The organism is Massilia sp. P1_C10 (assembly GCF_056406475.1).
In genome coordinates, this window is sequence record NZ_JBFUAC010000004.1 from 145,107 (window position 1) to 168,172 (window position 23,066).

The 23,066-nt window shown below is 58.1% G+C and carries 20 protein-coding genes; 13 read left to right on the forward strand and 7 right to left on the reverse strand.

Annotated elements, in window-relative coordinates; all coding sequences use genetic code 11:
- Window position 1: 1 nt before the first annotated feature.
- From AC1D02_RS10700 to AC1D02_RS10710, 3 genes are all read right to left on the reverse strand, one after another.
- Window positions 2-1,261 carry an alpha-xenorhabdolysin family binary toxin subunit A gene (locus tag AC1D02_RS10700; protein ID WP_477316546.1) on the reverse strand — a complete coding sequence of 420 codons (1,260 nt, stop codon included), beginning with the start codon at window positions 1,259-1,261 and terminating at the stop codon, window positions 2-4.
- Between the two features lie 146 nt (window positions 1,262-1,407).
- Complete coding sequence (gene recJ, locus AC1D02_RS10705; protein WP_477316548.1) at window positions 1,408-3,102, reverse strand: single-stranded-DNA-specific exonuclease RecJ; 1,695 nt, start codon at window positions 3,100-3,102, stop codon at window positions 1,408-1,410.
- Window positions 3,099-4,112 carry a hypothetical protein gene (locus tag AC1D02_RS10710; protein ID WP_477316550.1) on the reverse strand — a complete coding sequence of 338 codons (1,014 nt, stop codon included), beginning with the start codon at window positions 4,110-4,112 and terminating at the stop codon, window positions 3,099-3,101. Before AC1D02_RS10710 ends, recJ begins: the two co-directional genes overlap by 4 nt.
- A gap of 129 nt (window positions 4,113-4,241) precedes the next feature.
- Here AC1D02_RS10710 and AC1D02_RS10715 point away from each other — a divergent pair, with 129 nt between their 5' ends.
- The 3 genes from AC1D02_RS10715 to AC1D02_RS10725 are packed head-to-tail and all read left to right on the forward strand — an operon-like array spanning window position 4,242 to window position 7,002.
- On the forward strand, window positions 4,242-5,504 hold the full coding sequence (locus tag AC1D02_RS10715; RefSeq protein WP_477316552.1) for a lipoprotein-releasing ABC transporter permease subunit: 1,263 nt from the start codon (window positions 4,242-4,244) through the stop codon (window positions 5,502-5,504).
- Entirely contained in the window at window positions 5,497-6,189 is a 693-nt protein-coding gene (gene lolD / locus AC1D02_RS10720) for a lipoprotein-releasing ABC transporter ATP-binding protein LolD (RefSeq protein WP_477316554.1), read from the forward strand. The genes AC1D02_RS10715 and lolD overlap by 8 nt, the downstream gene beginning before the upstream one ends.
- A 9-nt stretch (window positions 6,190-6,198) precedes the next feature.
- Window positions 6,199-7,002, forward strand: a complete 804-nt coding sequence (locus AC1D02_RS10725) for a TatD family hydrolase (RefSeq protein ID WP_477316556.1) — start codon at window positions 6,199-6,201, stop codon at window positions 7,000-7,002.
- On the opposite strand, the gene AC1D02_RS10730 is transcribed toward AC1D02_RS10725, so the two are convergent.
- Window positions 6,991-7,698: a hypothetical protein gene (locus tag AC1D02_RS10730; RefSeq protein ID WP_477316558.1), complete on the reverse strand. Its 708-nt coding sequence runs from the start codon at window positions 7,696-7,698 to the stop codon at window positions 6,991-6,993. The two genes, AC1D02_RS10725 and AC1D02_RS10730, sit on opposite strands and share 12 nt — an antisense overlap.
- A gap of 163 nt (window positions 7,699-7,861) precedes the next feature.
- On the opposite strand from AC1D02_RS10730, the gene AC1D02_RS10735 reads away from it, so the two are divergent.
- The 4 genes from AC1D02_RS10735 (at window position 7,862) to AC1D02_RS10750 (ending at window position 10,618) form a co-directional block, all read left to right on the forward strand.
- Window positions 7,862-8,149, forward strand: coding sequence for an autorepressor SdpR family transcription factor (locus tag AC1D02_RS10735; protein WP_477316560.1), 288 nt, complete (start codon window positions 7,862-7,864; stop codon window positions 8,147-8,149).
- Window positions 8,146-8,796, forward strand: a complete 651-nt coding sequence (locus AC1D02_RS10740; protein ID WP_477316562.1) for an SdpI family protein — start codon at window positions 8,146-8,148, stop codon at window positions 8,794-8,796. Before AC1D02_RS10735 ends, AC1D02_RS10740 begins: the two co-directional genes overlap by 4 nt.
- Window positions 8,786-9,763 carry an alpha/beta hydrolase gene (locus AC1D02_RS10745; RefSeq protein WP_477316564.1) on the forward strand — a complete coding sequence of 326 codons (978 nt, stop codon included), beginning with the start codon at window positions 8,786-8,788 and terminating at the stop codon, window positions 9,761-9,763. Before AC1D02_RS10740 ends, AC1D02_RS10745 begins: the two co-directional genes overlap by 11 nt.
- 90 nt (window positions 9,764-9,853) lie before the next feature.
- Window positions 9,854-10,618 carry a ComEC/Rec2 family competence protein gene (locus AC1D02_RS10750; protein ID WP_477316566.1) on the forward strand — a complete coding sequence of 255 codons (765 nt, stop codon included), beginning with the start codon at window positions 9,854-9,856 and terminating at the stop codon, window positions 10,616-10,618.
- Here AC1D02_RS10750 and AC1D02_RS10755 read toward each other — a convergent pair.
- The gene (locus AC1D02_RS10755; protein WP_477316568.1) at window positions 10,613-12,025 is read right to left on the reverse strand and encodes a PEP-CTERM sorting domain-containing protein; all 1,413 of its coding nucleotides are present in this window, start codon (window positions 12,023-12,025) and stop codon (window positions 10,613-10,615) included. The two genes, AC1D02_RS10750 and AC1D02_RS10755, sit on opposite strands and share 6 nt — an antisense overlap.
- 746 nt (window positions 12,026-12,771) lie before the next feature.
- Here AC1D02_RS10755 and AC1D02_RS10760 point away from each other — a divergent pair.
- Window positions 12,772-14,613 (forward strand): recombinase family protein, encoded by a 1,842-nt coding sequence (locus AC1D02_RS10760; RefSeq protein ID WP_477316570.1) that lies wholly within the window; start codon window positions 12,772-12,774, stop codon window positions 14,611-14,613.
- Between the two features lie 543 nt (window positions 14,614-15,156).
- On the opposite strand, the gene AC1D02_RS10765 is transcribed toward AC1D02_RS10760, so the two are convergent.
- The gene (locus AC1D02_RS10765; RefSeq protein WP_477316572.1) at window positions 15,157-16,002 is read right to left on the reverse strand and encodes a hypothetical protein; all 846 of its coding nucleotides are present in this window, start codon (window positions 16,000-16,002) and stop codon (window positions 15,157-15,159) included.
- Between the two features lie 394 nt (window positions 16,003-16,396).
- On the opposite strand from AC1D02_RS10765, the gene AC1D02_RS10770 reads away from it, so the two are divergent.
- The 5 genes from AC1D02_RS10770 to AC1D02_RS10790 all read left to right on the forward strand — a co-directional run bounded on the left by AC1D02_RS10770 (window position 16,397) and on the right by AC1D02_RS10790 (window position 22,189).
- Window positions 16,397-17,152, forward strand: coding sequence for a hypothetical protein (locus tag AC1D02_RS10770; RefSeq protein ID WP_477316574.1), 756 nt, complete (start codon window positions 16,397-16,399; stop codon window positions 17,150-17,152).
- Between the two features lie 201 nt (window positions 17,153-17,353).
- Window positions 17,354-17,815, forward strand: a complete 462-nt coding sequence (locus AC1D02_RS10775) for an H-NS histone family protein (RefSeq protein WP_477316576.1) — start codon at window positions 17,354-17,356, stop codon at window positions 17,813-17,815.
- Between the two features lie 36 nt (window positions 17,816-17,851).
- Entirely contained in the window at window positions 17,852-18,589 is a 738-nt protein-coding gene (locus tag AC1D02_RS10780) for a hypothetical protein (protein WP_477316578.1), read from the forward strand.
- A 93-nt stretch (window positions 18,590-18,682) separates the two neighbouring features.
- Window positions 18,683-21,568, forward strand: a complete 2,886-nt coding sequence (locus AC1D02_RS10785; protein ID WP_477316580.1) for a plasmid replication protein, CyRepA1 family — start codon at window positions 18,683-18,685, stop codon at window positions 21,566-21,568.
- A gap of 99 nt (window positions 21,569-21,667) precedes the next feature.
- The gene (locus AC1D02_RS10790; RefSeq protein WP_477316582.1) at window positions 21,668-22,189 is read left to right on the forward strand and encodes a DUF4240 domain-containing protein; all 522 of its coding nucleotides are present in this window, start codon (window positions 21,668-21,670) and stop codon (window positions 22,187-22,189) included.
- Window positions 22,190-22,287: 98 nt separating this feature from the next.
- Here AC1D02_RS10790 and AC1D02_RS10795 read toward each other — a convergent pair whose 3' ends face one another.
- The gene (locus AC1D02_RS10795) at window positions 22,288-22,881 is read right to left on the reverse strand and encodes a tyrosine-type recombinase/integrase (RefSeq protein WP_477316584.1); all 594 of its coding nucleotides are present in this window, start codon (window positions 22,879-22,881) and stop codon (window positions 22,288-22,290) included.
- Window positions 22,882-23,066: the final 185 nt, after the last annotated feature.

Below are 23,066 nucleotides of genomic sequence, written 5' to 3' on the forward strand. Positions count from 1 at the left end.
CTCAGGCAGCCTTGCGGAAGGAGAAATGGGCCTGCCAGGCGCTGTCGTCGCGCGGCAGCACGCTGCCGAAATCGATCGCGTCGGCTTCCAGGAAGGCGCCGGCCACGAAAGCCCGGATGGCGCTGTCGAGCAGCCGCCAGCCGGCCGCCGCCTGCTCCATCGCCTGTTCGTCGAGCCAGGTTGTTCCATGAAGGTTCGCGGCACTCAGTTCGTTGGCCCGCGCGCTCAGCTCGCGGATCGCGCCGGTCCAGCCGTGCTTCAGCGCCACAAGGTCGCCGATCACGCCGCTCGAATCGGGCAGCGAGAACTTCATCAGCTGGTCGAGCGCGCCAAGGTCGGTGCGGAAGCAGACCTGGGTGGTGAACAGGTCGCCTTCGGCCTGCAGGTCCGCCACTAGGGTTTCGTAGGCGGCGCGCGCCGCGGCAGCCGAATGGGCCAGCGACGCGGCCGACGCCGTGGTGCGCGCGCCGGCGGCGGCCGGACCGATCGCGAAGCTCGACGCTCCAGGGGGCAGCGCCAGCGTGACCATCAGCATGGCGCCGGCGATGGCGATCGAGCCGGGCACGATGCAGGCCGACAGCGTCAGCGCGAGCCACCTCTGGTAGGCGGCTTCGCGCGCGCGCTCCAGCGCGACCACGGCCGCCTGCAGCGCGCCGATTTCCTTGTCCAGGCTCGCGCGGGTGCGCGACGCGCGCTCGGTGAAGGCGGTCATCGCCAGCTGCGCGGCATCGAGTTCGCTTTCGATCGCCTGGAATTCCGCGATCAGGACGTTGAGCTGGTCGATCGTGATGTGCATCCGGTCGATGATCCTGCCCTCGCCGAGGAGTCTCGCCTTGATCGCCGCGACCTCCCCGGCGCGCGCGAGCGCGGGGATGGTTCTGAACGCTTCGGCCAGCGCCTGGGCGTCTTCGTGCGCGTGTTCGAGGGTCCAGACCGTCGCCGCCAGGGCGTCGTTCCGCGGGCGGTCCGCATCGGCGAGAAAGCGCGGGTCGTTCAGGATGTGCGCGCGCAGGCTTTTAGGACTGCCATAGCGGCTCGCGGTTTGCTGCAGTTTGCGCATCGCATGGAAGCATTGCTTCATCTGGGAGCCGGACGCGTCGCCGTAGCGCTCCTCGAATTCGCCGAGATCCGAAGGCAGGGCCAGCATCGCCTGGACGCGGGTCTGCAGGTCGATCCATTCCGTGGACGCGAGCAGGAAGCGCTGCGCCTCTTGGTTCTCGCCGGCCTGCAGCAGCAGGGACGTAGGCACGTGCAGGGTCATGGTGGCTCCTCCAACCAGGTGCGACGGGCGGAAAACCACCCGGCTTGGGTTGAAGTGTAATGAAAGGGCGCGGGGCGGCAAGCTATTACTACGCATAGCTTTCGGGAGCCGAAAAGCCCGGCGGGCCTGCCGCCGGAGTTACGACGCTATATCGGTTCGGCGTGCTCCACCATCAGCTGCACCTTGGTCACGCCGTTGTATTCGTTGGCGTCGAGCCGGAACGCCACGCGCGCGCGTTCGCCCAGCGAGGCGGTGTGGCCGAACCAGATCGCGTCGTAGCGCTGGCCGTTCCGTTCGAGCAGCAGTTTCAGGTGGCGCTCCTTGAGGATGCGCTGGCTGATGACCCTGAACTCGTCGCAGAACACCGGCGGCGCGAAGCCCTGGCCCCACACCTGGCCGTCCATCAGCTCGATGAAATGCGTCGTGTAGTACGCATCTTCCAGCGGTCCGTCGGTCTCGATCACGCGCTCGAGCTGCGCTTCGCTGAGCCAGGCCTTGCCGACCGCCTCGAACGCCTCCGAGAACGCGTCGAACGCATCGGCGCGCAGGGTCAGGCCGGCGGCCATCGCGTGGCCGCCGAATTTGTCGATCAGCGAAGGCGCCCGTTTCGACACCAGGTCGAGCGCGTCGCGCAGGTGAAAGCCGGGGATCGAACGGCCGGATCCCTTGATCCAGCCGTCCGCGCCGGGCGCGAACGTGATCGTCGGCCGGAAGAATTTCTCTTTCAGGCGCGAGGCGACGATGCCAATCACGCCCTGGTGCCAATTGGCGTCGAACACGCTAATGGTGCTGCTGTCGGCAGGCTGCCACGCATCGAGGTGCAGCAGCGCGGCGTCCTGCATCTCCGCTTCGATCTCGCGCCGCTTCAGGTTGATCTCGTTGAGCTGCTGGGCGATCGCCCAGGCGCGTCCCTCGTCGTCGGTGACCAGGCATTCGATCCCGAGCGACATGTCGTCCAGCCGGCCGGCCGCGTTCAGGCGCGGGCCGAGCGCGAAGCCGAGGTCGAACGGCGAGGCGCTGCGCGCTTCGCGGCCGGCCACCCGGAACAGCGCCGCCACGCCAGGGTGCATGCGCCCGGCGCGCATGCGCTTGATGCCCTGGGCGACCAGGATGCGGTTGTTGGGATCGAGCCGCACCACGTCGGCCACGGTGCCCAGCGCGACCAGGTCGAGCAGGCTGTCGAGCTTGGGCTGGGTCTGGGCGTCGAAAATGCCGCGCCGGCGCATCTCGGCGCGCAGTGCGAGCAGCACGTAGAACACCACGCCGACGCCGGCCAGGTGCTTGCTGGGGAAGCCGCATTCCGGCTGGTTCGGGTTGACGATCACGCGCGCGTCCGGCAGCGTGTCGGCCGGCAGGTGGTGGTCGGTCACCACCACTTCGATGCCGCGCCGGTTGGCCTCGGCCACGCCGTCGATGCTGGCGATGCCGTTGTCGACGGTGATGATGATGTCGGGCGCCTTTTCGCGCGCGGTCAGTTCGACGATCTCCGGCGTCAGCCCGTAGCCGTATTCGAAGCGGTTCGGCACGATGTAGTCGACGGTCGCGCCCATCGCGCGCAGTCCGCGCAGCGCGGTGGCGCAGGCGGTGGCGCCGTCGCAGTCGTAATCGGCGACGATGGTCATCTTCTTGCCGGCGGCGATCGAGTCGGCCAGGAACACGGCCGCCGCGTCGATGTGCAGCAGGCCGGCCGGCGCAATCAGCGCGGCCAGTTCGCTCGACAGCTCGCGGGTGTCGGTCAGGCCGCGCGAGGCGTACAGGCGCGCGAGGACGGGATGGACGCCGCCCTGGCGCAGCATCTCGGAAGTACGGAACGAACAGGGGCGGGTGGAAATGCGGGTCATGGCAGCAGTCGGTCCAGAGTCGGGCGGCGCCAGAATTTGCGTTGCGCCATGGCGGTGGTGGTGAATTCGGCGAGGGCGTTGCGGTGGCTTAGCACCAGGCGCGCGCTGCCGATTCGGCCCTTTGTTACCGCGTCGAGCAGCGGCGTGAAGGTGTCCTGGTCGAGCTGGCGCATGTGCTGCAGCCAGCCCGCCCAGTCGGTGGCCAGCGCCGCTTCGGCCAGGCGGCCGTCGCAGAACAGGGCCGGCTTGCCGGCGTCGAGCAGGCTGCCGAACGTGCCATGCTGTTGGGCGATGGCGGACAGCCAGGGCGGCGAGCCGGCGCACGCAAGCTGCGTCGACGGCATGTCGCCCGCGCTTGCGGCGCCCCACGGCCAGAACGAATTGACCGCCGGCCAGCCGCGCGCTTCGCGCTCGATGTTGGCGGGATGCTGGTGCCACAGCATCTGCACTTCGTTTTGCAGCTTGCGATAGTCGAGGGCGCGCGCGCCCAGCGGCAGCCAGTCGGTCAGGTTCATGCCGCCCGCGGCGTCGGGCGAGGCGGTGTCCAGGTCCCGCCAGGCGTCGGCGCGCATGAACCAGGTGTGGGCGTCGCCGTACAGCAGCGTCAGGCCGCTGTCTTCGAAATACGGCCTGGCGCTGTCGAACAGCGCGCGCGAATGCGATTCCACCAGGCCGAGACGGCGCAGGTCGCCCATCATCAGGAAGGTGCGCGAGATCTCGATGTGGGCCGGATGCAAGATCATCCAGGCGCCGCCGGCCGGATCGAGTCCGAAACCGCGCATCGCCGCGGCGGCGAACGACAGCTTGCGCCCGTCGGACAGTCCGAGCGCGCGGCCCAGCCACAGCTCGTGCGGCAGCGCGCGCGCGTCGGGATCGGCCGCGCTGGCGCGGTCGGACGAGGTGCGCGACAGCAGCGCGGCCAGGGAGGGCGTCTCCAGCGCGCGTACCAGGTCGGGGGCGAGTTCGGGCGGGGGCAGGGCGAACGGCAGGACAAGCGTAATTTCGGTCATGCCCGACATTGTAGGGCATCGGGCGCCGGCGCCGGAAATCCGCGGGGGCGATTCAATTGTGACAAGCTCTGTCGTGGACCAGCTTTGTGTGGCACACTGCGGGCTCAATCGAATTTCCCGTCGGAGCCCATGAGTATCATCCACAAAATGCCGTATGAATGGCTGGTCGGCCTGCGCTATACGCGCGCCGGCAAGCGCAGTGGCCGCAACAGCTTCATCTCCTTTATCTCCCTCATTTCGGTGGCCGGCATCGGGCTCGGCGTGGCCGCCCTGATCGTCGTGCTGTCGGTGATGAACGGCTTCCAGAAAGAAGTCACCGACCGCATGCTGTCGGTGCTGGCGCATATCGAGGTGTTCGATCCGCGCGGCGCGCTGCCCAGCTGGCAGACGTCGGTGCAGGACGCCTTCAAGAATCCGGCGGTCAAAGGCGCGGCGCCGTTCGTCGAGACCCAGGGCATGCTGGTGCGCGACGTGATGCGCCCGGCGATCATCCGCGGCGTGCTTCCTTCCGAAGAAGGCAAGGTGTCGGACGTCGCGCGCCAGATGAAGGCGGGCAGCTTCGACGACCTCAAGCCGGGCTCGTTCAACATCGTAATGGGCTACGCGCTGGCGCGCGCGCTGAACCTGTCGATGGGCGACAAGGTGACGATGCTGCTGGCGCAGGCGCAGACCACGCCGGCCGGCATGCTGCCGCGCACCCGCACCTTCACGCTGGCCGGCATCTTCGAAGCCGGCCACTACGAATTCGACTCGGGCCTGGCGTTCATCAGCCTGGAAGACGCCGAGAAGATGGAGCGGCTCGACGGCCCGTCCGGCCTGCGCCTGCGCATCGCCGACATGCACCAGGCGCCGCAGGTGGCGCAGGAACTCAAGGGCAGCATGCCCGGCGGGCTGGTGGTGCGCGACTGGTCGCAGCAGAACGCGACCTGGTTCGCCGCCGTACAGACCGAAAAGAAGATGATGTTTATTATCCTGACCCTGATCATCGCGGTTGCCGCGTTCAACCTGGTGTCGACGCTGGTGATGACCGTGACCGACAAGCAGGCGGACATCGCGATCCTGCGCACGCTCGGTTCTTCGCCCCGTTCGATCATGAAGATCTTCATGATCCAGGGCGCGCTCGTCGGCCTGATGGGCACCGCCATGGGCGTGGGCTTCGGCGTGCTGGTCGCGCTCAACGTGGACGTCATCGTGCCGTTTATCGAACACCTGTTGGGAGTGCAGTTTTTGTCCAAGGATATCTACTTCATCAGCACCGTGCCGTCCGACCTGCGCTGGCCGGACGTGGCCAAGATCGGCGGCCTGGCCGTGATCCTGGCTTTTGTAGCCACGCTGTATCCAAGCTTCGCCGCATCGCGCGTGAAGCCGGCGGAGGCGCTGCGCTATGAATAAGCAAGCAAACATGCCGGTGCTGTCGTGCCGCGGCCTGGGCAAGACCTTCACCCAGGGATCATATTCGGTCGAGGTCCTGAGCCACGTCGATTTCAGCATCAAGGCCGGCGAGCGCATCGCCATCGTCGGCGCCTCGGGCTCGGGCAAGTCGACGCTGCTGCACCTGCTGGGCGGGCTCGATACGCCGACCACGGGATCGGTGACCCTGCTCGGCGAGGATTTCGCGACCCTGTCGGAGACCCGCCGCGGCGACCTGCGCAACGGGGCGCTCGGTTTCGTCTATCAGTTCCACCACCTGCTGCCCGAGTTTTCGGCGCTCGACAACGTGGCGATGCCGCTGATGATCCGGCGCGAGAAGCGCGCGGAGGCGGTGCTCCAGGCGCAGGCGATCCTGGAACGGGTCGGCCTGGGCAAGCGCGTTGCGCACCGGCCGGGCGAGCTGTCCGGCGGCGAACGCCAGCGGGTCGCGCTGGCGCGCGCGCTGGTGACCCAGCCGGCCTGCGTGCTGGCCGACGAGCCGACCGGTAACCTGGACCACACCACGGCGCAGTCGATCTTCGACCTGATGCTGGAGTTGTCGAAGACGCTGGGCACCGCGTTCGTCATCGTCACCCACGACATCGAACTGGCGCGCCGCTGCGACCGCGTGTTCCGCCTGACCGAAAACGGATTGCAGCCCGAATAAGGCCCCGCCATGTGGATCGACACCCATTGCCATCTCGACGCGCACGAATTCGGCGGCGAGTCGCTGGCGGTGGCTGAAAAGGCCGGCCAGGCCGGCGTGTCGATGATCGTGATTCCGGCGGTGGACCGCTACAACTTCGCTGCCGTCGCCCAGCTGGCGGCGACGGCGCCGAACGCCAGCTACGCGCTCGGCATCCATCCGATGTGCGTGCCGAATGCGACCGAGGAAGACCTGGTTGCGCTGCGCGCGCTGGCCGAAGCGGCGCTGGACGATCCCCGTTTCGTCGCCATCGGCGAAATCGGGCTGGACTTCTTTATCCCGATGCTGTGCGAGCCCGGCATGCGCGAAAAGCAGGACCACTTCCTGCGCGAGCAACTGCGCATCGCCCGCGATTTCGGCCTGCCGGTGCTGCTGCACGTGCGCCGCTCGCAGGACCAGGTGCTCAAGCACGTGCGCCAGATCCGGCCGGCTGGCGGCATCGCCCACGCCTTCAACGGCAGCTTCCAGCAGGCGCAGACCTATATCGACCTGGGATTCAGGCTGGGCTTCGGCGGCGCCATGACGTTCACGCGCGCGCTGCAGATCCGGCGCCTTGCGACGACTTTGCCGCTCGACGCCATCGTGCTCGAGACGGACGCGCCGGACATTGCCCCCGCATGGATCCACCCGGCCCGCAACAGCCCGGAGCAGTTGCCGGCGATCGGCGCGGCGCTGGCGGAAATGCGCGCCATGGCGCCGGCGCAGGTGGCCGCGGCGACCTGGAACAACGCGCTCGCCGCGCTGCCGCGGCTGGCCCGCGTGCTACCTGCCTGAATCCCACACCTCCGAAGCGGCGCGCGCGCACTTGATCGCGACGCCGAGCGCCGCGATGACGAACGCCAGCAGCAGGAACTCCCACGCATCGGGACTCTCCAGCAGGGCCGACATCGCCTCGTCGCTGCGGGCGGCGCGCTTGCTGTCCTCGAGCGCCGCGATCTCGTCGGCCAACCTGGCGGCCGCCGCCACCGGGGCGTCGCAATCGGAGTGGCTGGTGAACACGTTCGGTATGCAGCCGGGATATCGGCTGCCGAAATCGCGCAGCGACCGTTGCGCCGTTTCCAGGTCGCCGGCTTGTCCGTTGGCGCCGCTGTAGGCGCGGGCGACGGCGCACAGCTCCTTCCTGACGATGGCCGGATTGAATGGCGCCAGTGCGTGCTTCGCGGCGGGCGCGCAGTTATCGAGCGTGACGGCGCGCACGCGCTCGTCCACCGCGGCCTGCGCCATCCGGACGCGTTGTTCCAGCATCTGGTGATCGGAGCTGATCTTCATCCGTCCGGCAAACGTCGCCAGGCCGATCAGGCCGACCGCGACGCAGACTTCCGCGACCAGCGCCAGGCGCCGCCAATAGGCTGCGCCCTTGCCGCGGCTGGCGCGGAAGAACGCATAGCCGAACACGGAGACGAGGAACACGGACACCACGAAAGCGGTCGACGGCGAGGAGAACAATCTGACAAAGCCGAGTTGGGTCATTGCGGTTCCCGCAGGGGTAAATACGTGTAGCGCGAAAAGGTGTCGTAGCTCATGCACTCGATTATCACGGCTTTTGCCTTCGTGGTGCGCACGAAGTTTTGCTTGACAAGGAGGAAAGGCCGGTTCAGTATTTAGATGGATTCCTAATTAGGTGATATTCGAAATGGCGAGTGCGGTCAATCAGGTGTTCAAGGCGATCGCAGATCCTACCAGGCGCGAGATCCTGCGCATGTTGCGCAAGGAGGAGATGACGGCGGGGGACCTGGCCGAGCGCTTCGACATGACCAAGCCGAGCATGTCGCATCATTTTGCGGTATTGAAGGCGGCCGACCTGGTGACCAGCCGGCGCGACGGGCAGACCATCTGGTACGCGCTCAATACCACGGTCGTCGAAGACGTGCTGGCGTGGGCGGTGGAACTGGCTGGCGGATCGAAAGGAGAAGGACGATGAAAAACAGGTATTTGGTGCTGTCGGGACTTGCGGTGCTGGCCGTTGTCGGCTTCACGATGGCGCTGTACTCGCAGCTTCCCGCGGTGATTGCGGTGCACTGGGACGCGGCAGGCCGGCCAAACGGCTATGGTCCGCGCGCGATGGTGTTCGTGCAGACCGCCATCATGGTGGCCATCATGCTGCTCTGGACGGTGCTGCCGACGATTTCTCCGAAACGCTTCACGGTCGATTCGTTCGATCCCACCTATTGGCAGATCGGGCTGATCGTCGTCTGCATGCTGGGATACTTCCAGTGCGTGATGGTCTGGGCGGCGGCATCGCCTTCGACGCCGATGACCCGCGCGATGATCGGCGGACTGGCCGTCTTCCTCGGCCTGCTCGGCAACGTGATGGGCAAGGTGCGGCGCAATTTCTGGATCGGCATCCGCACGCCCTGGACCCTGGCCAGCGAGAAGGTATGGTATTCGACCCACCGGTTCGCAGCCAGGACGATGGTGGCCGGCGCCTTGCTGTCGCTGGCGGCGACGTGGATGGGACTCCCGATGTCGGCCTGCCTGGGGCTGGCGCTGGCCGGCCCGATCATCCCGGCCCTCTATTCTCTCTTGATCTACAAACGCCTTGAAAGGAGTGGAAATCTTGAAGCCTGATTCCCTGCGCCTGTTGTTCGCCGCGCTCGCGGCGTTCCTGATTGCGTCGGCCGCGCACGCCGGACCCGCCATTCCGGACATCCCGGTCACCCTCGACACACCGACCGGTCAGCTGGCCGGCAGCCTGTCGCTACCCGCGGCGAAAGCGCCGGTGCCGGTGGCGCTGATCATCGCCGGCTCCGGGCCGACCGACCGCAACGGCAACAGCAAGCTGCTCCCCGGCGCCAACAACAGCCTGTTGCTGCTGGCGCAGGCCTTGGGCGACGCCGGGTTCGCGAGCGTGCGCTACGACAAGCGCGGCGTTGGGGGCAGCGCGGCCGCACTGATCCAGGAAAAGGACGCGCGCTTCGACAACTACATCGACGACGCCGCGGGCTGGATCGCCAAACTGAAGCGCGATCCGCGTTTTTCATCCGTGACCGTGATCGGCCACAGCGAAGGATCGCTGATCGGCATGGTCGCCGCGCACAAGGCGGGGGCGGACGCCTTCGTTTCCATCTCGGGCGCCGGCAGGCGCGCCTCGGACGTGTTGCGCGCCCAACTGGCGCCGAAGCTGAGCGGCGAACTGGCGATGCAGAACGAGGCGATCCTGAGCGGCTTGGAGCAAGGCCGGACCACCGCCGCAGTCCCAGCCGCTTTCCAGGGTTTGTACCGCGAGAGTGTCCAGCCTTACCTGGCTTCCTGGTTCCGTTACGATCCGGCCCAAAGCGTCGCAGCGCTGGCAGTGCCGGTGCTGATCGTGCAGGGGACGACCGACGTGCAGGTCGCCGTCAGCGAGGCGGATGTCCTCAAGAAGGCGCGCCCGCAGGCGCAGCTGACGGTCATCCCCGGCATGAACCACGTCCTGAAAATGGTCGATGCCGGCGAGGGGCCGCCGTTTTCTTCGTATTCCGATCCGGCGCTGCCGCTTGCGCCAGCGCTGACGACCGCGCTGGTCGAATTCATGACAAAGAACAGTCGACGGTAGCGCACTTTTTTTGCTTTCGGTCGGCCTGGCGCAATATCGATTCTTCCGCATCGGTGCACACTGGCGCATTTGCCCTTTCGGTGCCGACCCATGCGTTGTGCGATCCTCGGATTCGTGGCCGGAGCTTCGTGGCTCCAGACCATGGGCGATTTGCCCGATCGCGCCGTGCTGTGGATGTGCGCTGCCCTGGCGCTCGCGCTGCTCTTGGCCCTGCGCGGACCGATGCGCGCGGCAGTGGCCGGCGCCTTGCTCGGATTCGCCTGGGCCGCGCTGGTTGCGCAGCTGGCGCTGGCGCCGCAGCTGGCCAAAGATGACGAGGGCCGCGATGTCACGCTGGTCGGCACCATTGACAGCCTGCCGTACCGGTTCGAGCAGGGCGTTCGTTTCAATTTCGCGGTCGACCGTGTGGCCGGCGCGCCGATGGCCGTGCCGCCGCGCGTGTCGCTGGCGTGGTACGCGGGCTTTCGCGACAAGCTGCAGCAGGTCGGCGCGGTGCAGCCCGGCGAACGCTGGCAACTCACGGTGCGGCTGCAGCGCCCGCACGGCAACGCCAACCCGTACGGATTCGATTACGAAGTGTGGCAGCTCGAACAGGGCGTGCGCGCCACCGGCTACGTGCGGCCGGAAGCCCACCGAAACCGGCGCCTCGACAGCTTCGTCTTCAGCATCGGCAACCTGGTCGAGCTGTGCAGGTCCCGGCTGCGCGACCGCATCCTGGCCGCGCTCCCGGGCAAGCAGTACGCCGGCGTGATCGTCGCGCTGGTAGTGGGCGACCAGCGCGCAATCGACCAGTCGGACTGGACGATCTTCAACCGCACCGGAATCAGCCACCTGATCTCGATCTCTGGTCTATGAATACATCAACCTGACTGTTCCTAACCATCCTCCCCGGCCGTGTTTACTCGCTAAGGTAACATGCTTCTTATGGGCCGATTTTTTCTGCTTAGCCACACGTGCAACCAGAGTTAATAATGACAAGAGGAAGATTGATATTGTTGACGGTTCGGGAACATGGATTGATTCAGCCAAGGCTCGCTGTTCGAACACAGTCGTCCCTGTACCGGCGAACGTCAATTGAGTTGCGAAATCGGATTTTCCAACGAATGGACCTTCGAACCCTCGCAGCGAAAAAAAATCAACTGGGGTTGAAAACTTGAACAATTCGTCTGGATGTAAGGTATAGCTGTTCCCATTCACATCGAGAATAAACTCCGACAGCCCCGGAACGGAAAACTGGGGAACTAAAACAGATTCGAACAGTGGGCCCGCCCAGGACGCGTACGAAAAACCGGGTGCCGCAATGGGATCAAACAGGATAGGAGTGGACGATGCATTTTCTACGAAGACCGAACTGCCTTGCCCCGTCACCACGGGCTTTATCGCTTGATCAGGTGGAAGGCTTCCGCTTCGAACTTGAATCGCAGCGACCGCTCCGCTAAGTCCCCAAAAATCAAAATTGGCAGGCGACTGTGGTCCATCGTCGGCTGTAAAAAATTTTTCGCCAAGAACATTCTGCGATATTGCTTTTCCGACATTATAAACGGGATCGATTATGAGGCCCACCACCGCAGCAGAGAGCGGATTGTCGATCAAGTTGTTCCCGAGACCGCTAGCGTACACCTGAAAGAAATGGTCGGTATTTGCTAAAGTAGTTATGTCCAAGTTCTTTAGCTGGATAAATTCGTTATTAACGCCGTAAAAACCATGGCGAGCGTCTTCGAGAGCGGAAAACGCCGCTTCTGCGATTTCGCGTTCCGTCTTTCCCTGATTCGCAGGACTATTGCGAACGATGTCAAGCACAGTATTAATGGTGTTTTTTGTAGGATTAGTATCCATGATGTTAATGTTGAGTTTCGTAGGTCCAAGCCGGACCACGTATGGAGATGTCTGGTCTGCAGTCACAACATTCGTACCGTTACTAATTGCATTTAGAGCGATGGAGGAGGACCAACTGACCGGAGAGAAATTGCACGGAGAGCCAGTATTCGTATCTGGATTATACGGACCGCAGGTTGCGACCTTTTGAGAGTTTAGGGACACTACCACGCCGGCCGAACTACTCACAGATGAATTTCCAAAGGTTCCATTTATTGTCCCTCCAGTTATATATGATCCAGACGATAGCGAAAGTGAAAATTGCCCTACGGTTCCACTTCCACCGGAATATTCAGGTAGGACGATGTTGGTGGGGGTGGCCGTAACGGATGCGGAAACGAATATTGCCGCAAATCCAAAAAAGTAATGTGCGAAGCGAGTTTTCATCACACTTCTCCTTGATAGGTGTTGAGCTGGTGGTTCAAGCAAGAAATGAGCCAAAAACAGGGGCCACGATAACTATATGATTTAATGCCGCTTTTTCGTGAAGCGCGTTTTAAGCTGAAAAAGTGTGTAATATTCTTCGACAATAACGAGGGCTCATTTTTGGTTTTCGCGCTGAAATTTTTGAATCTCGGTGGAAAATCGTTTTGCTTGTGAAGATTGTTATCTCGGAGAAAAGTATAATTGTTCACCCGCGAACGAGTGCCTATGTCGCCACATGGTTTTTGTACAGTTACCTTTTCGCAAATTTCTCCGGTTATCGGCGGTATATTTCCGTTTGGAAGGCTATAGCGCTATCATCTTCTGCGCGTATGCGAGAATGCGAACATATTTCGTTTCGTTATGGGGATCTGCTTTCGGTGGCGGGACGCGGGTCGAATTGCGTTCGTTTCATTCCGGGCCGCGTCGGAAATGGGAGCTTGAGGGATAAATTGTCGGGCGCGACGCAGACAGCGTTGTACGGATTTTTAGTTCGGCGGCCAACGCCCCGCCGACCTGCGATGGCATCGCTTCTTCCGATGACCTCCTTCCGAGCTGTGGAGAATGTTTGTTTCGCAACGCTTCATGCGTATCATATTGTGAGAAAATCTCTGGCGTGGTGGGTCGTATAGATATCGATATAATGTCTATGAATACATCGACGGTGGCGGTGTATAATTGCCATTCCGCAACCAAATTGGACCAGCGCCTTGCCCGTCGCCTACAGCTACATTCGCTTCTCTACGTCCGAACAGAAGAAGGGCGATTCGCTCCGCAGACAAACTGAGCTGTCTGAACACTATGCCGCCAAGCATGGCCTCACCCTCGATAATTCTCTCCATCTGCATGACCTCGGTCTGTCCGCGTTTGATCGTTCAAACATCGAGCGCGGCGCACTTGGCGGATTTCTTGAAGCCATCAAGCGTGGCCGCATCGTTCCTGGCTCATTCCTGCTAGTCGAATCGCTGGACCGTCTTTCGCGCGACAAGGTGCTCGCCGCGCTTGAGATTTTCATCTCTATTTTGCGGCAGGGCATCACTATTGTCACGTTGGCTGACAACATGGTTTACAGTGCGGAATCCGTCGGCGACAACTTCTCAAGCTTGATCATCTCGATCACCATCATGGCTCGTGCTCACGAAGAGTCTGCCATGAAAAGCCGTCGCATCTCGGCGGCATGGGAAGCAAAACGTGCCCGTATCGACGAGAAAAAATTGACTGCCCGGTGTCCTGCGTGGATGCGGTTGAACGCTGACAAGACCGAGTTTGAGTTGGTCCCTGAGCGTGTAGAACAGGTCATGGAAATCCTCGGCATGGTCAAGGCAGGGATGGGACAAGCATTAATCGCTAAACGATTTAATGAACGTTCCGTACCGCCAGTTTCGTCTCACGGAAAAGGCTGGTATCCGTCGTACATCAACAAGATCGTCACGAGTACAGCACTATACGGCGAGTTTCAGCCTCAGCTTTGGAACGGAGGAAAGCTGACGCCTCACGGCGCGCCAGTTCCAGATTACTATCCGGCGTTGATTACGAAGGAGGCATTCTTCCATTTGCAGAATATCCGAGCGCAGCGCCTGTTCGTCGGAGCTAGAGCAAGAAAGGGTACAAACATTCCGAATTTGCTCAGTGGAATAGTGAAGTGTGGCTATTGTGGCAGCACGATGATTCTTGCTGGCGGAGCCGCCCAGCGCGTTCGATCCGATGACGGCAATAGCGTGAAGCGGCCAGGTAAAAAGGTCTTGGTATGTGACGGTGCACGACGCGGCCTCGGTTGCTTCGCGGTTCAGTGGCCGTACAAGGATTTTGAGACGAGCTTCTTGGCGTTCTGCCACACCTTGCAGTTGAAGGAACTGTTGGCTGACGTTGATGCCGTTGAAGGCGAGAATGCTCGTGAACTCACGATCAGCGAACAACTTCAATCGGTTAATTCGGCGGTCGATGATACGAACAGGCGTCTAGAGCGTCTCATGCACGCGCTTGAACTTGGCGACACGCCAGCGGCGGTACTTTCGCGAATCCGCGAAGTGCAGCATGAACTTGAAATTTTGACCGGGTCGAAAGCAGCGCTTGAGAACGAATTGACATCGGCCAAACTATCGACTCGACATCGTTCGGAAGAAGTCGAGTCAGTTCGTGAAATGATTAGCAAGTTGGCAGGGCTCAGTGGAGATCAGCTGTTCACTGTCCGCGCAACGCTGGCCGAACACATTCGTCACCTGATCAAAGTTGTTCGCGTTTTCCCTTCGGGGACGCTAGATACGTCGGAAGCGATCGAATTTAAGCGTGCCGAGTTGGTCGAGATCGGATTCTCGCTGGAGGAGGTGGAGGCGTTTATGAGCCACTTTCGGACCGAGCCGAAACGCACAGGGCGAGGTGTTCGCGGTCGCTATGCCACTAGAAAGGATACGGGGCGGTATTTTACGATCAAGGCCAAGAACGGTGGCTTCCGAGTAGTGTACCCAGACTTTGATGACCCTACGCAGTCCGTGATCGTGATCGGAAGCGGAAGGGAGGATTTTACTGTGAATTTATCGAAAGCCCGAAACTGAATTATGGAGAGCAGGATGGCAAGCATGGCGTTGTTTGATGGCTCGGGCCGCAGAATAGGGTTCACTGAAACTCGACCTAACGGGAACATCGTCGCGTACTCACCGCATGGGAAGCCATTAGGCTACTACTGTGCTTCCGCGAAGTACACTTTTGAATGGTTGGGGCGTCGTGTCGGCAGCGGCAACCAGATCGGATTATTGTTTCGGTTGTAAGGGGACTGTCCTGCCCGTTCCCGCTTTGTGCGCGGGATAACACAGTCATTCTCTTACTTTAATACAGAGCTGAACCTGTTATCCCCGACGTGCCACGCTTGCTCATTCAGGTGGTCGCATGCTATCAGTCTAGACAGGTCGAGGGTTTCCCCAGTCACCCGGCCGCATGCCGACGTATCCCATACTAGCATCGAGGCCCGATCAGGAGCATCCCAGGGACCGCGATCATCAGGACGGGTAGTGCAAGGTCAGGCCAGGTGCTGGATCGAACTGGCGCACTTACGTCAGAGTACGCCGACGAGAGCAAGGCCTCGTCTTTTCCCAAACAGTTCAAGCCGCAGCGTCGAATTCGTGCCACGTCAAATGCTTGGAGTCGAAGACCATCGGTATAGTGCCGGTTGGTCCGAAGGCGTTGGCGGCAACGACCAGTTCGGCATTGTGCTTCGATGTCGAATCGGCATTGCGGTGGGTGAACAGTACGACATCTGGCTTGATGACGCTGGCAGCGTCGGGAAGATCGTCGAGTGATGGACTCTGCATGGTCATGCTACCTGCAACATCATTCCGCATCGGCAGTTGCCAAAACACGCTACTCATCGAATTCGTTCCGCGTAGTTCTTCGACCATGCGCAGCGCATGAGTTTGGCGAACTAGTATTTCAAACGGGTCCAGCGTCACTTCGTCGAAGATCGATTCATCGATCACGATCAGCGTTGGCCTGAAGGACGATACCGATGCGAGAAATTCCTGTTCTACCTCGATATCGCCGCAGTCCTCGACATTGCAGAAGTCGATCCACATTTTCCCGATCTGCTCGTGCGCGTGCGCTAGTTTGAATAGCCCGACTGCGTCAAGCTGAACATCAGCGCCGCCCGTGGGTAGTTCGAGGCCAGCGATTTTGAACATTAGTTGCTCGTACATGCGACGCATGTCCTGGGTAGTCCCGATCCAGATCACGTGACCACCGTTTTCGGCAAATTTCTCTGCCAACGTCAGCGCCAGCGGCCGCGCACCCGAATCCGGATTGCCAGTGATGACATAGTTTGCCCTTGGCTCCCAATGCTTAAGGTGCGCGATAGGCAGTGGCGTGTTTGGAGGCATCAGATGCCCGAGGCTTTCCTGGGCAATGACTGATATCGTTCTGCGGGTGTGTACGCTTGTAGTGCTGTTTTTCATTCAATTTTCTCCTCGTTTACATGATATTTATGCAAGTCGAGAAGCAGCTCCTTGCCGGAATCATTGACGTCCTGCATCATGTGTGTGCCGTGTGGCAACATGAGCGGGATAACACTTGTGCACTCATGTATAGATAAAAACGTTGTCTGTTGTCCCCATTAAGGCGCTCTAGACATCCTGATAGGTAAGGAACGCAACTTCTTGTTCGTAACCTTCATCCTAGTGTGTGCAGGGGATGCTCAGGCGACAAATTTGCCAAGGTGGTAGCACAAGGTCTGGTCGAATGCAGAGGTTCCCCAAAAGCGGCTACACCCGACGTTACGAAATTAACGAACTATAGAAAGCGATCTGGTAAATAATGAATGAAGCATGTGACACGGATGATTTCGAAGAAATGGTTGACTATTCAAAGCTTTCAAGCGACGAAGTGCAAGGAAAATTAATTTGGTTTTGGTTCCGATTTTTCCGGCTAAATAAAAGTTTTGAACAGTATTGTGATGCGCGGCGAAGCGATGATGACTTGACCCGCAAGAGGCTTGAGAAAGAATTTTCAAAAATCGAAGAGTTGTACGTAGACTGGGGTGATATCCATATTCTTCCAGATATGTACCACGACGATTTGATAGAATGGCAGGAGTGGTTGGCTAGTAAGCGTTGGTTATTCTTCATTCCGCCGGCAAAATTGCTTGAGCCGCCGATTGCTAGTGTCGAAGCGGGCAGTGTTTTGTTGTCGATTCCCTCTGGACTGGACAAAAATAAATTAAAAAAGCTATTCGATGAATTTGTCGACAGTCATTCAGAAATCGTCGGGGATGGTCCAAGATATATTCCGATGAAAATTAAAGGTCAGAGCCAGTCCGAAATATTGGAAAGGCTCGATAAAGCAGAACTTGTAAATGACCTAGTCTCCGGAGAAGATGAATTCAAATATTCTCATGCGGAAATCGCGAAATTGGTTCTGCAAATTCCCTTTCTTCGTAAGCTTGGATTTAATTGGCACGCATCGAACACACAGAAAATTATGCTCGCCAATGGCACGTTGTCGCACGAGGACGTTGCACACTACAAACGAACATTGATAAATTTGAACAAGTTCTTCAAAAAATCCATTGAAGATACAATTCACGGTCAATTCCCAGCTTCCTTGTAGCTAAACACTACCGCGCGCCGCTCGAAAGCTCCAGGTCGATTCGATCTCGGAGCTTTTTTATTGACTGACTCCATTTTCAGCTGCCCGACCCTGGCGCATAAGTGAAACGCATTTCCTGCCGGCAGGAAATGCGTTTCACTTATGCGCGCCGCGCTCCGCCGGCATCATTCGTCCTCTCATCAACAACGAAACGAGGACGAAATGAACCATCAGCAAACACCCCCTACCTACTTGGAACTCAACCTACAGCGATTGGCGCTCCGGGCGGAGCTAGAGAAATTAGACCTGCTAGCCCATGACGCGCAAGCCCGTGAACGTGGTGACGCGTTGAAGAAAGCGCAAGCGCTGATTGACGCCTTCGGGCTCACAGCCGCCGAGTTGCAGTTGGCAAAAGCCAAGAGCGTGTCTAAAAAATCGACAACGACCACATCAGGGCTCGGTCCAAAGAAATTCCGCCACCCTGAAACTGGCGCTGAATGGTCTGGCCGAGGTAAAGCACCCGCATGGATTAAAAATAATGACAAAACACTATTCGTGAACCCTGCTTGGAGTGTTTCGACATCCAAAACCACGCTTATATCGCAACCGACAGGAGGTAGCCAACGTTCGGATCTTCCCGAGAGTGCCGCTTTTGCTGAGACGCATGGTGCAACGAATAATTAAATCCTTTAATTCAACCAACAATCATATAGAGGTCAAGTGATGAATAATTATAGCAAAGAAGTTAGTTCTTCCCGCTCGGATGAAGTGAGCAGTCAAATTGACATGGTCTCGTCAGATGAATTGGTATGTTCTCTTGAGTCGGAGATGGAATTTATGGCAAGTGAAGGAACTTCGACAGCCATTTTATTAGAGAGAGAGCAATCTATTAGGGAGCGTGAAATTTTGCTTAGAGGCAACAGCGCATGGGAAAGTTGGGCAGACAGCGTTATTTACAATGGATTTGATTTTTGCTCGACCTGTCGCACTTCTTCGGAGGACGCATATCCACCGAATAAAAAGCGGCCTTGGCTCGGAATTGGCGAGGACGAACATTGTCGAGACTGCGGGGCGTTCGCAGTTCGACATCCTCATGAATATCGGGACATTTCTCGTAGACACGTAAGCCGATTGGTAGCTGATATAGCTGCCGTTGAATCGGTATACGTATCTCCAATTTTTATGACGAAAGCGCAAACAGAAAAAAATCGTGATTATCTCAGTCGCCTTCTATCTGCTGCAATGAAGAAAGACCTTAGCCACGAGCCGCGCCGCTATGAAATGCGAATCTTCAGGAGGCATCGTGAAACTCTTTTTGACTACCTGATCGATTTGGCGACAAAAGTTTATGGCGACAAGGAAAAAGCAATGGAAGTTTACGGCGACGTGTCACGTGACTTCGACGACATATACCTCTTTATTGATGAGGTCAAGAGAAAAATTCAAACTCTTCCATGACTAATTCAGTGCTCAAAATATTTAACGCTGTGGCTCACGAGGGTGAAATCCACCCAATAGTAATAAAATTAAATTATGAAGAGGATTGCTAACATGCTTAAAATTGCCATTAACCCGTATATCGTTAATAAAATCGAAAAGGGCGATAAAAAAAATTTCAGTGTGCTTACGCGATGTTTTGAAAATGCGGATGTGACCCTATCTCAGCTTGCCGAAGCAGTGAACGCAGGCCATCCATTTTGTGCACAGCATCGTGATATCCGGAAGGACGAGAATTTTATCTGCGCAGATGTTGTGGCTGTGGACATCGATAGCGGAATGAGGCTTAGCGAAGCGCTGAGTAATCAGTTCGTGAAACAGTATGGCGGCTTCGTATACACGACACCATCGCACACCGACGAACACCACCGATTCCGCATCGTGTTCCAGACTGCTCGCACCATCGCGGACGCCGATGAAATGACCGCTGTCTATCAAGGGCTGATTCGCAAGTTTGGCGGCGATAAGTCTTGCCAAGATGCGTGCAGGGCCTTTTATGGTTCGAAGGGCAGCAACCCTATCATTATTGACAATGTGCTATCGAACGACCAGCTCGACCATCTGATCGAACTGGGGCGTGATGCGGCATCTGTTCCAGATAGGAGCAGCAGTGTTGGGACCAAGAATTACCCTATTGCTGCCCGCAGGTCGGGCGTCGTTGTTGCGGCAGATCATCCCGTGACCCGCGCTAACGGGGTAACTGAGGCATTCGAATTGGTGCCATTTGGCGAAAATATTCATTGCCCTGTGCATCTGGATCGCAACCCGAGTGCATTTGTGGTCGAGAGCAACCAGGGCAATAAGGGCGTTTACTGTCACTCATGCGCCGCCACGTTCTGGATGAAATCATTACGTGCAAGCTTCGATTTTAATCGCACGGAATCGATCATTAGAGAGATCGAGTACCAACAGGACCCGGCCAGCTACTACGAGGAAGACTGTGCTCCAGAGGGCTTGTTTGAATTGGCCAGCGCGCAGAGAACCGCGCATACGTTCGCTACCAAATTCTTGCATTCGGCCGACATCGCCGTCATCCCCGGTGTAACGTTTCTGTCCAGCGAAAAAGGTTCGGGGAAGTCGAAAGTGCTTGCTGATAAGGTCGCCGCGTTCCTTTCAATGGGTCTGTCCGTGTTGCTGGTCGGTCATCGCCAAACGCTTTTGCAGAGCATGGCTCGGCGCTTGAAGTTGACGTGCTACTTCAACCGGGACAACGGCAAGTTCAAGAACACCAAACCCACTGCCTACTATGCAATCTGCGTGGACAGCATGTCCAAGCTTTTGAAGCCAGCGCGCCATAAGTACGACGTGGTTATTCTGGATGAAAGCGAGCAGATTTTCGGCCACCTCACTGGCAGCACCTTGAAGGATAAGCGCCGAGCCTGCTACATGCAGCTCTTCCACTACCTCGCTGTCGCGAAGCATGTATATGTCGCTGATGCGGATCTGGGTTCGATTACGGTCGAGGGCGTATATCAAGCCATGGGGCCATCGGTTCCATACCAGTTCTATATGAACGAGCATAAGGAGAGCAAACACAGCCGACGCGATTTCCATCATTACCGTAGTGAGCCACACCTGATGCAGGGAATGCTGGACGCAATTGGTGCGGGCGGCCGCCACTATATCGCGACCAACTCCATCACGAAAGCTGAAGAAATATTGGCTGCGATTCGCTTGGTTCATGGGGATGTCCCGAAGATCATGTTGGTCACGTCAAAGACATCCGGCACGGACGAAGTGCAAGGGTTTATTGAAGACATCAAAACGGAAATTCTTCAATACGATGTAGTGATCGCGACTCCCACGCTCGGCACGGGCATTGACATCACCTTCGCCAACGCCGCAGAGCATATCGATACGGTGTTCGGCTTTTTCGTAACTCGGGTCAATACGCACTTCGATATCGACCAACAGTTGGCGAGGGTGCGTCATCCCAAGGCAGTCAAAGTTTGGATTGCGCCGGAAACTTACACCTTCGAAACAGAGCCCGACGTAATTCTTCGTGAAGCGGAAATCAATGGCGTCTTGAACGACCTCCTGATCGGGTATCGAGCCGATGGTTCGCCTTCGCTCGACTCGACCTACCTAAACGTCTTCGCACATGTGACCAGCATTGCGCGCGCATCGAAAAACAATTTGCGTAAAAATTTGCTGGATCTGCGAGCACGCAATGGCTGGAACTTGGTCTACGTCGATGTTGATGAAAAAGGCGCCGAGGCCGGTAAGGTTGTTAAAGGTATCGCTAAGGAATCAGTCGAAGAAAAGCGTGTCCAGGACATCTGCGCCGCAGAACGATTGACGGCTGAAGGCTACAACGTCTTGCGGGAAAATACAGCGCCGTCCACCAAAGCAGAGGACGACGCCCTGCAGCGTTACGAAGCGGAGCGTTTCTATCGTGAAGATGTCTCGGCAAGCTTGCTCGCTCTCGACAACAAGGGCGCATACCGTCGCCAGCTCGGCTTGCTGGAAATCTACATAGCGCCAACTGATAAGTTGGCAGCGAAGGATTTCCGTGAATCCGAACTCGCGACTATTGTCACCGATAGGAAAAAGCGCGTCCTAAAACAAGTAATGCTGAAAGGGTTGCTGACCCGGGCCGGTCTTGCCGACGACGTGATGCCGATGAAGTCTGATGCTGTGATCACCGCCGCTGAGCTGGGCGAATTCGCCAAGTACTGTGAAGCACATTCTGCACGTCTTCAAGACCTGTTTGGCATGTCGGTGCGTCAGGATTTGCATACGAAACCAATGGCCCAGCTTGGTGTTGTGTTGGGAAGGATCGGACTGTCATTGGTCAAGGTTCAGGAGAAAAAGGTCGCCAAGAAAAAAGTCTACTACTACTCGATACATCCCGATGAGTGGGCACAGGCCGTCCATTACCTCAGCCAGCGTATGGGGTCGACCGAAGTCTTGCCCCTTCGTTTAGCTGGGCGGGTATAACTCACGCGAAGTAATAGTATTAATAATGATAGTTGGTGTTATCCCCGCAGAGGCCAACCGAATCCGCATCAACAAATTTAAAACCATTGAGAGAAAGATATGAACGTAAACGATTTTTGGAAAATTATTGAAGTTGGCAAGAACGCTGATCAACCAGAGGAAATCCTTGAGGAGCTGCTTAGTGGCCTGTCGCCTGAGCAGATTCACTTGTTCGCGACATATTTCGAAAATATGTTCGACAAAGCTTACCGTTGGGATATCTGGTGCGCCGCCTACTTACTCGATGGCGGTTGTAGTGATGACGGATTCATCTACTTTGTTCGCGGATTGATTTCTAAAGGGAGGGACGTGTACGAGAACGCAGTGAGAGACCCCAACTCGTTGATCGAGTTTTTGAACGCCCCATGCGTCCAGAATGAAATGTTCGGATGTGTCGCGCGCGAAGTGTACGAAAAAATTACAGGGTCCGAGCTGCCGTACGACGATCATCCTGCCGCAAGTACTTCCTATGAATGGCATGGTAAATATTCGATGCGAGAGGATAATTGGGATTTTGAGGACGAGTTGCAAAACAGAACGCATCTCCCTCAGTTTTGTAAAGTGTACTACGCGAAGCAATAGTATACATCGCCCATCGAGAGGGATTCCCTGAGCCATGGGGATTACACATCTAAACTTTCTGTAGATGAAGTGAACCTCTGTGATATCCCTCGGGCTTGTCACAGCAGGTCCGTGCAGATTTGCTTAAGTCGCGCCGGGTTGTTCTCGACGTATTTCGCAGTCATGACGACGGACGAGTGGCCCATAAGCGTTGACACAGCCTTGATGTCCACACCCTTTTCGATCAGGGTGGTAGCGAACGTCCGCCGACCGCTGTGGCTGGATGCACCCTGTAATTTCGCGTCGCGGTACATGCGGTGAAATAGCTGCTGCAAGCTGTTGGGCGAAAATGAACCGCCTTTCTGCGACTTGAACAGCGGGGCTTCGAAGTTGAACAGGATGCCTTCGCGCTTCTGCCGGTCGTAGATGAAGTCGCGGATTGCGCCGACCACCTTCAGATTGGTCAGATATGCATGTCGTTGTTTGCTGCCTTTGGTCATGGCGCCGGTGAGGTTAATTTCTTCGAGCATGTTGCCATCGACGGCCAGCATATGCTTGACCTGGAGTGCCGCCATTTCCTTCGCACGCAGGCCGAGGCCGAAAGAGCAGTAGAGCAGGGCGACGTTTCGCTTGGCGTGCGCTTTCTTCTTTGCAACGTTTACGACACGGGACAGCTCGCGCTCGCTCAGTACCTTGGCTTGACCCTCTTTCATAAATCCCCCAGAATGGTTTAAAAGTATTGCATAAATGCAATATGTAAACATTCTATACAGCCGTTGGGCCCTCGTACATCGTAGGAGTGGCACCAGCAGCCACAATGGTTACTAATTGCATTTAGTAAATGTTTTGTCCGATCGATCGGGTGAACATCGCCAAGACCAAAAATGACCATCGCAGG